The sequence below is a fragment of the Pantoea cypripedii genome, from assembly GCF_011395035.1.
Taxonomy (GTDB): domain Bacteria; phylum Pseudomonadota; class Gammaproteobacteria; order Enterobacterales; family Enterobacteriaceae; genus Pantoea; species Pantoea cypripedii_A.
The window spans coordinates 483,614-496,017 of sequence record NZ_CP024769.1; the positions used below are offsets into that span (position 1 = coordinate 483,614).

The 12,404-nt window shown below is 55.3% G+C and carries 15 protein-coding genes; 6 read left to right on the plus strand and 9 right to left on the minus strand.

All coding sequences use genetic code 11. The features are described 5' to 3' along the window. Positions 1-88: 88 nt before the first annotated feature. Complete coding sequence (locus CUN67_RS22565) at positions 89-559, minus strand: Lrp/AsnC family transcriptional regulator (protein ID WP_208717692.1); 471 nt, start codon at positions 557-559, stop codon at positions 89-91. A gap of 137 nt (positions 560-696) precedes the next feature. On the opposite strand from CUN67_RS22565, the gene CUN67_RS22570 reads away from it, so the two are divergent. Beyond that, complete coding sequence (locus CUN67_RS22570; RefSeq protein ID WP_208717693.1) at positions 697-1,119, plus strand: DUF2000 domain-containing protein; 423 nt, start codon at positions 697-699, stop codon at positions 1,117-1,119. Here the strand turns inward: CUN67_RS22570 and CUN67_RS22575 are convergent. Next, a complete protein-coding gene (locus CUN67_RS22575) occupies positions 1,116-2,003 on the minus strand; it encodes an AraC family transcriptional regulator (RefSeq protein ID WP_208717694.1) in 888 nt (295 codons plus the stop codon). The genes CUN67_RS22570 and CUN67_RS22575 overlap by 4 nt on opposite strands. 93 nt (positions 2,004-2,096) lie before the next feature. Between CUN67_RS22575 and CUN67_RS22580 the strand changes: the two genes are divergently transcribed. Continuing rightward, a complete protein-coding gene (locus tag CUN67_RS22580) occupies positions 2,097-2,834 on the plus strand; it encodes an SDR family oxidoreductase (protein ID WP_208717695.1) in 738 nt (245 codons plus the stop codon). On the opposite strand, the gene CUN67_RS22585 is transcribed toward CUN67_RS22580, so the two are convergent. Further along, complete coding sequence (locus tag CUN67_RS22585) at positions 2,831-3,433, minus strand: helix-turn-helix transcriptional regulator (protein WP_208717696.1); 603 nt, start codon at positions 3,431-3,433, stop codon at positions 2,831-2,833. The two genes, CUN67_RS22580 and CUN67_RS22585, sit on opposite strands and share 4 nt — an antisense overlap. A 43-nt stretch (positions 3,434-3,476) precedes the next feature. Between CUN67_RS22585 and CUN67_RS22590 the strand changes: the two genes are divergently transcribed. Continuing rightward, positions 3,477-4,169, plus strand: a complete 693-nt coding sequence (locus tag CUN67_RS22590; RefSeq protein ID WP_208717697.1) for a B3/B4 domain-containing protein — start codon at positions 3,477-3,479, stop codon at positions 4,167-4,169. Between the two features lie 29 nt (positions 4,170-4,198). On the opposite strand, the gene CUN67_RS22595 is transcribed toward CUN67_RS22590, so the two are convergent. From CUN67_RS22595 to CUN67_RS22605, 3 genes are all read right to left on the minus strand, one after another. Continuing rightward, positions 4,199-4,606 carry a nucleotide triphosphate diphosphatase NUDT15 gene (locus CUN67_RS22595; RefSeq protein WP_208717698.1) on the minus strand — a complete coding sequence of 136 codons (408 nt, stop codon included), beginning with the start codon at positions 4,604-4,606 and terminating at the stop codon, positions 4,199-4,201. A gap of 88 nt (positions 4,607-4,694) precedes the next feature. After that, positions 4,695-5,201: a DUF1543 domain-containing protein gene (locus tag CUN67_RS22600; RefSeq protein WP_208717699.1), complete on the minus strand. Its 507-nt coding sequence runs from the start codon at positions 5,199-5,201 to the stop codon at positions 4,695-4,697. Positions 5,202-5,296: 95 nt separating this feature from the next. Next, positions 5,297-6,445, minus strand: coding sequence for an MFS transporter (locus CUN67_RS22605; protein ID WP_208717700.1), 1,149 nt, complete (start codon positions 6,443-6,445; stop codon positions 5,297-5,299). A 105-nt stretch (positions 6,446-6,550) separates the two neighbouring features. Here CUN67_RS22605 and CUN67_RS22610 point away from each other — a divergent pair, with 105 nt between their 5' ends. Together CUN67_RS22610 and cybB are read left to right on the plus strand one after the other, a co-directional pair. After that, positions 6,551-7,045, plus strand: coding sequence for a MarR family winged helix-turn-helix transcriptional regulator (locus tag CUN67_RS22610; RefSeq protein ID WP_208717701.1), 495 nt, complete (start codon positions 6,551-6,553; stop codon positions 7,043-7,045). A 91-nt stretch (positions 7,046-7,136) separates the two neighbouring features. Further along, on the plus strand, positions 7,137-7,676 hold the full coding sequence (cybB, locus tag CUN67_RS22615) for a cytochrome b561 (RefSeq protein ID WP_208717702.1): 540 nt from the start codon (positions 7,137-7,139) through the stop codon (positions 7,674-7,676). Here the strand turns inward: cybB and CUN67_RS22620 are convergent. After that, positions 7,668-8,561: a helix-turn-helix domain-containing protein gene (locus CUN67_RS22620; protein WP_208717703.1), complete on the minus strand. Its 894-nt coding sequence runs from the start codon at positions 8,559-8,561 to the stop codon at positions 7,668-7,670. The two genes, cybB and CUN67_RS22620, sit on opposite strands and share 9 nt — an antisense overlap. Positions 8,562-8,671: 110 nt before the next feature. Between CUN67_RS22620 and CUN67_RS22625 the strand changes: the two genes are divergently transcribed. Then, complete coding sequence (locus tag CUN67_RS22625) at positions 8,672-9,670, plus strand: class I SAM-dependent methyltransferase (RefSeq protein WP_208717704.1); 999 nt, start codon at positions 8,672-8,674, stop codon at positions 9,668-9,670. Here CUN67_RS22625 and CUN67_RS22630 read toward each other — a convergent pair. After that, on the minus strand, positions 9,654-10,007 hold the full coding sequence (locus tag CUN67_RS22630; protein ID WP_208717705.1) for an MmcQ/YjbR family DNA-binding protein: 354 nt from the start codon (positions 10,005-10,007) through the stop codon (positions 9,654-9,656). The two genes, CUN67_RS22625 and CUN67_RS22630, sit on opposite strands and share 17 nt — an antisense overlap. A 68-nt stretch (positions 10,008-10,075) precedes the next feature. Beyond that, positions 10,076-12,016, minus strand: coding sequence for a methyl-accepting chemotaxis protein (locus CUN67_RS22635; protein ID WP_208717706.1), 1,941 nt, complete (start codon positions 12,014-12,016; stop codon positions 10,076-10,078). Between the last annotated feature and the right edge of the window lie 388 nt (positions 12,017-12,404).

The following is a 12,404-nucleotide window of genomic DNA, read 5'->3' on the forward strand; positions in this document are numbered from 1 at the left end:
GGTTCCTCCGAAAAAAGAAGCGGACTATACAACAACCTTTGGCAATTTTTGAGTGCTTTACGCAAAAGATGTAACACAGATGCCAGCACTAATCTGTGGCCTGAATCGGCCAGGCGGACTGGGCCTTGATTTCCTTCAGCACAAACATGCTTTGCATCTCTTTAATGCCTGGCAACCGTCTAATCACTGACATGGCAAAATCGGCATAGCGATCCATGTCGGCAGCGACCACCTGTAATAAAAAGTCGGCATCGCCGCCGATACTGTAGCAGGCGACGACGTTATCCAGCGCCGTGACTTCCGCTTCAAACTTACGCGCTTCTGCCTCGCTGTGGCTGTCGATGGTCACGCGAACAAACACCATCATATTCAGGCCAATTTTCTTGCGGTTAAGCACGGCGCGATAACCCTGAATCACCTCATCCTCTTCCAGTTTGCGCACTTTGCGCCAGCACGGGGACGGTGACAGACCAAGGGTGTCGGCGAGGGTCTGGTTGGTCATACGTGCGTCGCGCTGTAACTGTTCGAGAATCCTGATATCCGTCTTGCTAAGGCCCATCTGAGGTTATTCCTTTCTTAAATAAATAATATAAGGGTAAATCCTGCCTTAATTTAGAGAGATCCAGCGGTAATCAGCAAGCACTTTTCCGGCCCGCTCACGCACAATATCGCCATCAGCAACCGCAGGAGAAAAATATGGAATTCGATGCGAACGTACATCGTTGTACCCTGGTCATTGATCAACAGTTATCACCTGGCCTGGCGATGAATGCAGCCAGCGTGATTGGCATCAGTTTTGGCAAACTCATTGGTAATCTGGTGGGGCCGGATATGCACAGCCAGGATGGTTTTACCTACCCAGGAGTGATTTATGCCCCATTACCGGTGTTACTGGCGGAGGGCAATTATTTGCGTGAATTACAGCAGATCAGTGGCACAGACCCGGAGATCTTCAGTATGCCATTCAGCGCCCTGGCGCAATCCTGTAAAACCTATGATGAATATGGTGAACGCATCGCCACCACACACAGCGAGCAGATTGAGCTCGTGGCGATGGGATTGATCGGGCCAAAGAAAAAAATTACCCGCCTGACGGGAAATCTGAAACTTTATCGTTAAGCAAACTGCGTCGGTGACATACCCACGTAGCGGGTAAAGGCCACGCTGAAGGCACTGGCAGAGCGATAGCCCACACGCTCTGCCACTTCACCCACTGCCATCCCTTTCTCGCGCAGCAGGTTTTTCGCCAGCGCCATACGCCAGGTCAGCAGATAAACCATCGGAGCAACGCCTACCGCCTCACGAAACCGGACAAAAAAAGCGGAGCGTGATAGCGCAGCCACCCTGGCTAACTGTGCCACTGTCCATGCCTGTGCCGGTTTACCGTGAATTTCACGGATGGCTGCCGAGAGACGCTCATCAGCGAGTGCGCGAATGACCCCAGGGCAATCATGCGTGTTTGGCATGGTTCGCAGCGCTTCAATCAGCAAGACTTCCAGCAATCGCTCCAGCACCATTTGACGCGCCGGGCGTTGCGCACGGCATTCATCCACCACCAGCTGCACCAGCGTGGTCAGACGAGACTCACCACGGATATGAATAAATTGCGGTAACAAGGACACCAGCAACACAGCATCGGGCGCACCAAATTGGCAGTAGCCTATCAGGCTTTGCACATCCGCAGATCCATCAAGGGGACCAACCCAAAACTCACCGGGAGCCAGCATGGTCGGCATATCATGTTCGGCCTCATCGACTGGTGGCTGTGCACTGGTCATATAAAATTCCCAGGCAGCGGGAACCAGAATAAAGTCGCCCTGTTCCAGCATAACCGGTTCCCTTCCGGCCATCACCAACTGGCAACTCCCGTCCAACACCACGCAGTAAAAAGGCTGTCCCGTTTCCGTGCGATGTACGCGCCAGTGCCCGCTGCCACGTACCCGTTTAGAAAACGCGGCCTGTGGTTGCAGCAGGCTGACCATTTCAGCGAGGGGATCGATCACTTTGGACTCCTGCGAATAATATGTGGACTTTGCATTATAGTCCGTCCAACCACCGCCCTCTATAGTGAGGTTCTACCCATAGAGGAGTGAATCATGAAAACGATCCTTATCACCGGTTGTTCTTCTGGTTTTGGTCATGAAACCGCACGCTATTTTCTCGATCGTGGCTGGAAAGTGATTGCCACCATGCGCACGCCGCGTTCTGAACTCTTCCCTGCATCGGAGAATCTGCGTTTATTGCCGCTGGATGTCACCGATGCCGCCAGTATCGAACATGCCATTGCCGAGGCGGGGGATATTGATGTGCTGGTCAATAACGCCGGGATTGGCGTATTGACCTCACTGGAAGGGACTCCAATGAGCACAATACGGGAGGTGTTTGAAACCAATACTCTTGGCACCATTGCCTTAACTCAGGCGATAGTGCCGCAGTTTCGGGCAAAGCGCGCGGGGGTGATTATTAATGTGACATCGACCGTCACGTTAAAATCACTGCCACTTCTGGCGGTGTATACCGGCAGTAAAGCCGCAGTCAATGCGTTTACTGAGTCGCTGGCACTGGAACTGGAACCCTTTAACGTAAGGGTACGACTGGTGTTACCGGGTCTGGCACCTCATACCGATTTTGGCAAAAATGCTATGCCACGGATGGAAAATACTCAGCTGGCTCCTTACCAGGCGTTGATGGAGGGCATCCTCGCCAGCATGCAGCAACCACAACCGATCACTCATGCCATTGATGTGGCTGAAGCTGTCTGGCGGGCAGCCACCGATCCCAACGCACCAATGCGCATTCCGGCGGGGGAAGATGCGGTGGCGCTGGCGGGTTAACTGTGCAGCTCCGCCACCGTCATGGTGAAGACCAGGCGCTGGCTGCTGTGATTAGCATAACTATGCGGTGTCGCGGTTTTCGCCACCGCAGAATTGCCTGCGCTGACCTGCAACAGGATACCCTCCACGCTCAGGGTTAATTCACCCTCCTCAACATGCAGCAGTTCCCAGGTGCGTTGGGGATGCCCCTCGGAAGAGAACTGTTCACCGGGCAACATCTCCCAGCGCCAGAGTTCAATCATATCCGGCCCGCGAGTCCCAGCCAGCAGGCGCGCATGACCGCCTTTTTCTCCCTGCCACAGCACTGGGATGTCCTGTGCCAGGATCACATGCGCCAGGGGTTCATCGGTAACATCGACAATATCAGCAACGGATAAGCCCAGCGCCGCCGCGACCTTACATAAAATTGCGATACTGGGGTTTGCGCTGCCCTTCTCAATTTCCACCAGCATGCCTTTGCTGACGCCAGAACGGCGCGCCAGTTCATCCAGTGAAAGCTTCTGCTCCCGGCGTTGGGTTTTCACCCGGAGAGAAACGGCTGCGCTGACATGGTCAATACTGGAACCTGTTTCGGTCGTTTTATTGACTTTTTGCTTCATAGGTCAATATCATGGGATAAATTAGTCATTATGGGATTATCCAATGTTCTCTTTCGCTCCGTCAATCGATCCTTCAGTCATCGAACTGGCACCCGAATTCAGCGCCCTGAGCTTTTTGGTGCAGGCGGCACCGCTACAACACCCACAAACCGGCGCAACCGCCCTGGCGGCAGCCTGTGAGGCGATGTTGCGTGATGATTTTCCCTGGGCCGATCAGCATCTGAGTCAGTGGGCAGAAATGTTCCAGCGCTTCGGTGCTAAACCAAAAAGAACCCCCTGCTCGGCTGACGCACTGCGTAAACGCGTGTTGCGTGATGGCTCACTCCCTGCCATCGATCCAATCGTCGACCTCTACAATGCCGTCAGCATCCGCTATGCCATTCCGGTGGGCGGAGAAAATGTGGCGGCGTATGTTGGTCAGCCACGGTTGACGCGCGCTGACGGCAGCGAGCTTTTTGATATTTATAAAGATGGCATCCTCACTCATGAAACTCCGGAAGCGGGCGAAGTCATATGGCGTGATGACAGCGGCGTGACCTGCCGTCGCTGGAACTGGCGTCAGGGCGTGCGCACCCGCCTGAGTGTGGATCAGCAACAAATGTGGTTTATTCTGGAGCGCTTACCCGCGATGCCTGTTACAGCGTTGCAACAGGCCGGTGATATGCTGGAACACGGCATCCGTCAGATGATGCCGGAGGCGATGGTGGTTCGGACATGGCTGGGTGCGCCAGCGTAACTGTTCGGGAACCTTCATTATTGATGGCGTTACGGTTGTAACGCCGCTAATCCGTCGCGTTCAATCAGCGTGCGCAGCGGCGCAAAAAGCGGTTGTGGCAGTTGCTCCGGTGCGAACCAATACCAGCCTTCGCATTTTTCTGGTTCGAGGCACTGCGGCTCACCGTGGTGGCTATGCGCCACCATAAACAACGTGATGTAGTGTTTTTGTACTTCCGGGAAAACATCACTGACGAATGCGCCATTCCGCACGCCATCCAATAGCAATCCGGTCTCTTCCTGTGTTTCCCGGCGCGCGCATTCTTCCGGGGTTTCACCAAACTCCAGATGCCCACCCGGCGCGGACCAGTCACCCGCACCGTGACTGCCTTTACGCCGTCCCAGCAACAGTCGCCCGTCACGAAAAATCAACACACCCACACCAATTTTTGGCGACATATTTAGTACCTTACTTATCTCGCGCGACTCCGGTATCGCAGAGGGAATGGCGTGATAAATCACGCCGCTACGGGACGTGCACCCGGAATTATTCCACGCCAATCGGTTGATAGCCCTGCCATTCAGGACGGAACGGCGTACCGTTAGCATCCGGGGTCAGGTGAACAAACAGGTTACCGATTTTATCCAGCAGCAGACAATCATCCACATCCTTAAGATTGTCTTTGTGCTGATGATCCGCCCCCTTCAGCAGGTTTTCCAGCCCCTTTGCTTTAGCCTCAGCGGCATCGCTGGCGACAAACAAATCAAACGCATGCAACTCCGCCAGATTGGCAGGATGGTAAGCTCCGGCATTGACAAAGAACAGGTGCTGGTTACCGGTGGTGGGTTCCGGTGACAGCGACACGCGATAACCATCCGCCCAGGTGATGCGGGCATAACCATCAACATGGATCTTATCCGCATCGCCAAACCAGGCCTCACGCAGTGCGGGCCAGGCATCTTCGGGGTGTTCTGCAGCAACAAACTGGATGTCATGCACTTCAATATTGGATTTTCCGGCGTTGCCACCGACATAAAACATAAACAGGTTCACGTAGTCATTTCCTTGTGCTGAACGTGGGAGGAAATGTTGCGTTATAAAGCATGGTATATATCGATACAACTGTTTCGTGCCGACACCATGCCCGGCTATACCCCAGGCCGAAAGCGCAGCGCCATCCCCATCAGCAACACAATCCCCGCGCTCATGAGGAGCCAGGCACTGTCCAGCGACGCTGCGTGGTCACGTACCACTCCGGCAATCAGCGGCATCAGCGCTGCGAGCAGATACCCACCGCCCTGCACAAAAGAGAGCAAAGCCCCGGCCTGTTCTGCCGTTTGCGCATGGTCAAGGGTGACAATCAGGGAAAGCGGGAACAGCGCGCCGATACCCAGTCCAAGCAGCAGCGTGGGCAGCCAGGCCAGCGCACCACCGAACGTCATCAGGCAAATTAACCCGCTCAGGATCAATGCCAGTACCAGCAATAGCGGACGGCGGCGATCGGGAAAACGATGGATTAACGCCGAAAGCAGAAAGCCCGCCACCACCTCAGCCAGCGTTAACGCCCCCAGGATATAACCACTTTGCTCAGCACTCCAGCCATGCTGTTGATAAAACGGCGGCAGCCAGGCCAGTACCAGCGTGTAAGCCGCAGTGCCAATACCAAAAAACGCCATCAGCAGCCAGGCACGCGCGGCATTGATCGCCTGCGGACGTTTTACCACCACCGCCCGCACCGATAATGGCAATCCCCGTCCCCACAACAACAAAGCGATCAATGCGGGCAGTGCCGGTAGCGCCAGCGTCATTGCTAATCCCTGCGAGCCAGCCAGCGGAGCAGCACTGACGGCAGCCAGCGCCGCACCCGCCATAATCCCGGTGGTAAACAGCGCCATCAGCGTGCTGGCTCTGGCGCTAAAGCAACGTTTAATCAGCGCAGGCATTAGCGCCTGGATCAACCCAATCCCTGCACCAGCCAGCAGCGCGCTGGCAATTAACACACCTGGTTGCAGGATCAGACCGCGCACCAGACAAGCCAGCACCAGCAGGGTCAAACCAAGCGCGATACCTTTGATCTCCCCGACAATGCGCAGCAGTCGCGGCACATAGAGCGCAGCAACCCCCATCATGATCACCGGTAACGCTGTCAGCAGGCTAATCTGCGTCGCACTCAGATGGGCATCCTGTTGCAGGTAAGGATACAGCGGCCCTATGGCCGCCATCACCGGCCTGAGATTCAGGCCGATAATAAAAACCACTAAAGCAAACAACCCAATTGCGGGTAAGGTACGTTTCACATTGTTTCTCCGCTGGCGATTTATCTTAACGTTAAGATAAATATCCGCGAAGAAATAGCCCAACCGCACAAAGCAACACGGTAACCACAACAAGTGAGGGGAAAAGTGGCGGATCACGTCGATTTTGTGACACAACAATGGGCCATTGCGATGCCTGATCTGGATGCCTCATCCATGGCGATATTTGGTCGCATGCTGCGCATCATGAAACACCTGGCGAATATCCGTGCGGAGGCACTGGCCCCCTTTGGTTTTCGTGACGGGGAATTTGACGTGCTGGCAACGCTACGCAGGGCGGGCCCACCCTTCTGTTTATCGCCGACACAGTTGTATAAATCGTTGCTGGTCACCTCCGGCGCGATGACAAATCGTCTTAATCACCTCGAAGAGGCGGGACTGATCGCACGGGTTGCTGACGCGCAGGATAAACGCAGCAGTCTGGTCGCGTTAACCGCTGCCGGACGGGAAAAAATCGAGCAGGCATTGCAGGTACACACACAAACGCAAAATACGCTGCTGGCGACACTGGAACCCGCGCAGCGGCAGCAGTTGTCAGCACTGCTCAGCCAGCTGCTGGTCGCCAGCGAGCATGAGACTTAAGTAAACTGTTCAGTCATGTGTCGAAATATGAATTCACTCACCCCTTTTTCCGCTATGTTAGCGTTCCGCTTCGCTTTTTTACGGACAGGATATGCAGAATAAATTTGCTCCTTCACAGATTCTTCTCCACTGGCTGACGTTCTTCCTGGTGGTCATCGCCTATTGCACCATGGAATTTCGCGGGCTGGCAACGCGTGGGTCCTGGCAGGGTTTTACGATGATCATCGGCCATTTCAGTGCCGGAAGCTGTGTTCTGGTGCTGATGTTATCGCGCGTGCTGCTGCGCTTGCGTCATCGCAGCCCGGCAATCGTGCCAAAGCCAGAGGGCTGGCAAACCGGTCTGGCGAATTTGATGCACCTCGGGCTGTATCTGTTTTTTATCGCACTGCCGATATTCGGTATTCTTTCGCGATTTTACCTGGGGCGAAGCTGGTGGTTGTTTGGTATTCCGATGCCGGTCAGCGCCGATCCCGACCCGGACTTTGCCGATATCCTGACTGGATTGCATAAAACGCTCGCACCTTACGGTTACTGGCTGGTGGGAATACATGCGCTGGCAGCGCTGACCCACCACTATCTGATCAAGGACAACACCCTGCTACGCATGATGCCGTCCCGACGCTCACGCTGACCTGCCGCGCCCGGTCACCTGGCTGGCCGGGCGACCAAAGTAACGCTGGAACGCCACGCTAAAATTGCGGGGATGCTGATAACCCACCTGCCAGGCCGCCTGCGCCACCTGATACCCTTGCTCCAGCAGCCAATGAGCCTGCGCCATCCGCAATGCCAGCAACTTCTCACCGGGTGTGCAGCCAAAATGTTGCTGAAAGCCTTTTTTCAGCTGGTATTCACTCAGGCCCGCAGCCAGCGCCAGCGTTCCCAGGGTAAAAGACTCCGCCAGATGCGCCCGCATCCAGTTATGTGCCTGTTCCAGCCGGTCGATATCCTGGGGATGTAATTTCTTCACTTGCGCAGCGGCTGGTTGCAGCTGATGGCGATGTAACGCCAGCAGGTTCAGCGCCTGAATCTCACGCAGCAGTGGGTCGGACTGCACATCATTGAGTTGTGCGCTGGTAGCCTGACCGAACAGGCTGAAAAGATGGCGTTTCAATTGCGGCTGATACAGCAAGCGCTCAGCCGCATCATCTCCCAGATAACGCTGCACGCTGTCCGCATCCAGCACCAGGCGCAGCTGTTGCACCCGTTCCCCCGCACGATATAAACGCTCGCCGCTGCTGTGCTGAAAACTGGTGACCGTAAGGTGGCCCGCCTGGAACAAGACTTCATAACCGGAATCGGCACGGAAACGCGAGCTGCCCAGCAAACCGAAGGTCAGGACCAACTGCGGCGTATTCCCACCGGGCTGAGAGCTTTCTGCCAGCGCTTTTAGCGGCTGATAATCAGACTGTACCAGCCGTATCCCGCTGACCAGGCTGAACTGCCGTGAACGAAAAACCCCCGCACCGGGCTGGTGTTCAATCCATGGCTCGTCATCACCGCCAGGGTTCCGTTGCATCGTTTTCGCCTTCACGCAGAGTCAAATCGCCGTTTCGCAGACCAATGAGAATAAATTGCATTGGCATGAAACGCTAGTCTGTAGCCATCACCGTTGCTTTGGAGACAACCATGCCATCCCCGTTACCCTTTCTTGATAATCTGCTGGCGCAACACGCCCTGAGTGGCGCAGTGGCACTGGCCTTTGAACACCAGCTGTTTGATTTTCTGACACCGGGTGCCGATGCCACTGCCGTCGCGCAACATTTTGGCTGGCAGCCTGAGCCGGTCGGACACTGGCTGCGTTTGCTGTGGAGTGGTGAATTGTTGCAGCAACAGGCGGAGGGTTACCGTACCCACCCCGACGCACAGGCGTATCTGTGCCGCAGCGGTACGCGTTATATCGGCGATGCCTGGCGTTATCGTCAGCAGTTGTTGCAGCAGTTTGCCCGCCGGTTACCTGATCTGCTGAACCGCAGCACACCGCGCAGGCAGGACCCGCTGGAGATCGACACCGCCTGGGCCGACGCCGCCCTGAGCCAGATTGCACAAGAACAACGCGCCCTGAGCGGTGACACCGCCTGTGCCATCGCCAGCGATCTGGCTGATTTTCAGCGTCCTGCCCAACTGCTGGATATGGGCGGTGGCCCCGGATTGATTACGCTGGCGTTAGCCAGGCGTTTTCCACAGCTCTCCGGTGTGGTGCTTGATCTGCCCAAAACTGCGACCGTGGCGCAACATAATATCGAACGCGCTGGGTTAAGCGCACGCTTCCGCGCGCTTTCACAGCTACCGGAAACGCCGCAGGTTGACATCATCTGGTGTTCATCATTGCTGTACTTTATGGAGGACAGGCAGGCGATGGTGCAGCAGTTGTTCCGCCGTCTGAAACCGGGAGGATTATTGATTAGCGCCCATGCGGAAGTGCCGTCCGATCCGGCCGAAGCACGTCAGGTATTACCGTTTTTCACGCCATTGATGATGCGTGGTTACAGTGTCACGAATGAAGGTGAGTTAACGCAGCAATTACAGCAGGTGGGATTTACCATCGAAGCGATTAAGCGGCTGCAACCCTTCCCGATGTCGCCGCTGAATGTCCATCTGGCGCGCAAGCCTAAAACGTCAGACTAAAACTGTCATCCAGCAGGGCGAAAATCTCTTCATCTGGCAAGCCATCAGCCAGCGTCAGGCTGAGCCAGTGTTCTTTATTCATATGCCAGGCCGGATAGATGCCCGCCTGCTGGCGCAACGACCCGTTCAGTTCCGGGCGGGTTTTGATGTTCATCACCTGCACGACAGCACCGTCCGGCAGGCCCAGTTTGTGGCTCTCCAGCGGGAAAACCACGGCAAACCATTTACGGTGACGTGGATGGCGCAGCACCGCGTATTCCGGATTGGTTTTCCACGGATAATCAGGTTCAACCTGGTATTGCTGGTTTACCCAGGCAAACAGCTGCTGGCGGTTCATGCTTCATTCCTGTGGATGACAAAAAAAATCGTGGCGCGATGGCCACGACTTTACCCACTTCTGACTGATCAGGCCAGATGAAAGCGCCCTACGGTCTGCGCCAGCTGAGCAGCCTGATCTTCCAGCGAGCTGGCAGCGGCCGACATCTGCTGGACCAGCGCAGCGTTCTGCTGTGTGGTGCCATCCATTTCATTAACTGCAATGGTCACCTGGCTGATACCCCGCGCCTGCTCATCCGAAGCTGTCACGATTTCGCCGATAATGGTGCGCACCGAATGCACCGCATGGGTCATCTCCTGCATGGTTTTACCGGCATCCTGAACCAGTTGAACGCCACTGCCCACGCGCTGGCTGGACTCTTCGATCAGGGCAGCAATCTCCTTCACCGCATTGGCGCTGCGCTGCGCCAGATTGCGTACTTCAGAGGCCACAACAGCAAAACCACGTCCCTGTTCACCCGCCCGCGCCGCTTCCACGGCAGCGTTGAGCGCCAGGATGTTAGTCTGGAAGGCAATGCTATTGATGATGGCGGTGATATCGCCGATTTTTTTCGCGCTGTCGTCAATCTGCGCCATGGTTTGCACCACTTCACCCACCAGCGCTTCACCACGACTGGCGATTTGCGTGGCATTGTCAGTGAGCGCAGTCGCCTGATGCGCATTAGCCGCGTTGTGTTTCACCGTGGCAGTGATTTGCTCCATGCTGGCGGCTGTCTGCTCCAGTGCGGCGGCCTGTTGTTCGGTACGGGACGCGAGGTTGAGGTTGCCGCTGGCGATTTCTCCCGCCCCCTGACGTACCGACGCGCTGGCGTCCTGAATCTGTCCGACGATATCACGCAACTGGTTTTGCATGGTGCCCAGGGCATAGAACAGGCTGCTGGTGTCGTGTGATTTCACGGTGATGTGGTTATCCAGCTTGCCATCGGCAACCGCCAGCGCAATGGTGGCCGCTTCCAGCGGTTCACCACCAATGGGCTTCAGCACTTTGCGGCTGAACAGCAGCCCGAGCAGCGAGCTGACCAGCAAAATGCTGATAACCATCATGACGATGGCGTTGATCAACTGGCGATTGGCAGCGGCCATCACTTCACTGACCGGGGCCACAACAGCGAGATACCATTTCTGGTCGCTGTTGCCGATCACAATCGGTTGCCATGTCACCAGCGCGTCACCACCGATAATATCGTCATGGTGTTCAATGACGTGGTTGCTGAAATTGTTGGTATTACCTTTCCATGCCTTGCTGGTCAGGCTTTTATCCGGATAAGACACCACGTTTCCGGCGCTGGAAAGCAGCATTGCGTAGCCAGTGCCTGCCCAGGGTTTGATTTTATTGACCCGTTCCTGCAACGAGGCCAGCGAAATATCGGAGGTCACCACCCCCCACAATTTCCCCTGGCTGACAATGGGCGCGGCCACAGAGGTCAGCAACGTGGGTACGCCGTTGTAGGCGTAGCTGTAGGGTTCGATCAGCGTATCTTTCTGGCTTTTCTGTGGCAGCAGATAATAATCACCCTGTCCAGGGGTCAGAAAGGAAGCCAGTGGATGCATCCTGAAGTTGCCGGACTGATCGCGATCAACGAACCAGGCGTAGCGCCCTTTCGGTGCCTGACCGGGTTTATCGGCAAACTCAGCATCACGTCCGTCAAAGGCGTTTTCTTCCATGATCACGGAGACAGAAAGATAGCTGGGATTATCGCGCAGCGTCGATTCCATCATCTTGTCGATGACTTTGCGATCCTGCACACCGGCATCGGGCAGCGCGATAATATTGTGACCAAGGTTATGTGCCACATCACGCGCATAGCTGAGATCCTGCTGAATTTGCAGTGCCTGGCTTTGCGCAATTTGTTGCAGATAATTTTCTGCCAGCGATCGTTGTTCGTGGCTGGATTGCCAGCTAAGCACACCAATAGTGACGGTAAAGCCGAGGGTAATGGTTAAGGCTCCCGTCAGCAGCATTTGCGTGCGGGTGCTCATTTTTTTCTTATCAGACAGTCGTTTGGCCATGCTGGCGCTCCTGGGGTTGACACTTTCCGGTAAAAAGAACCACTCCCTGTGCACACACATTCCTTCGAATAATCTATCGGCGGTGTCGGGGGGAACTTGATGGCCTGGCAGGTCTGATCAGTGGCGGGGTGAAGTATTCTTGTGTTCAAGCCAGGGAAATGTCAGATCCAGTTTGCTGTGGAAAAACGGTAACTCTCCCGGTATGCGATATTTCCATCTATGCCAGCCGTCATTTTTTCCGGCCACTCCATGAATAAATCTGAAAAAAACAAACCGTTAAACACCCCTGCTGTCCAATAAAAGAAAAATAAGTACCTCCCTCATTTTTTGCCTTTTAACCCCAGACTGTAAATGAGACAAACCAGACCGTGTACATACGGGGTTTGAT